Origin of the sequence: Pseudomonas sp. EL_65y_Pfl1_R83 (assembly GCF_963970695.1) — a bacterium.
Taxonomy (GTDB): Bacteria; Pseudomonadota; Gammaproteobacteria; order Pseudomonadales; family Pseudomonadaceae; genus Aquipseudomonas; species Aquipseudomonas tritici.
In genome coordinates this window covers 1-457 of sequence record NZ_CAXAQI010000416.1, presented here as the reverse complement: position 1 = coordinate 457, position 457 = coordinate 1, and the positions used below count along the sequence as shown (strand labels likewise).

Here is a 457-nt window from a genome sequence, read left to right as displayed (position 1 = left end):
CGGCTACTCATTTTCTGTATTTAAAGTATCAGCTGGTCAGTAGTAGATAGCAACAAATTAGATTTGAGGTAAAATCTTAATGTCTTTGGACTTCGCACTCTCGATAACGCATTGACGAAAAGCTTCAGCGTACTCACATTCATCGCTACTTTCCGGAGTGCTCTTGCATTCGTTATAAGTCTCCATGCTCAGCTTCTCAAACTCTGCATCGCCACCGGATACCTGCTTTACATAAGCTATAGCCGCAGCTTCGATCACTTTGTTATTTTCATCCAAGATGCCGATTTTTTTCATAAGGCAAGCATTTAGACACTTTGCTTTGTCATTAGCGGCGGGCTCATATTTGAACAATCGTGCTACATCGTCATCACTTGCACCAACTTGCTCTTTACATTCTCCAGCCATTTTCTTAACTTTCTCCCCAAACTCATCTGCCTCACTAAAGGAGATAGCTAAG

General features: G+C 41.8%; 1 protein-coding gene. It reads right to left on the bottom strand.

Features of this window, described 5'->3' with window-relative positions; all coding sequences use genetic code 11:
• Positions 1-57: 57 nt before the first annotated feature.
• A partial coding sequence (locus tag AACY08_RS29590) for a pheromone/general odorant binding protein (RefSeq protein WP_339472635.1) occupies positions 58-457 on the bottom strand: 400 nt, incomplete at its 5' end.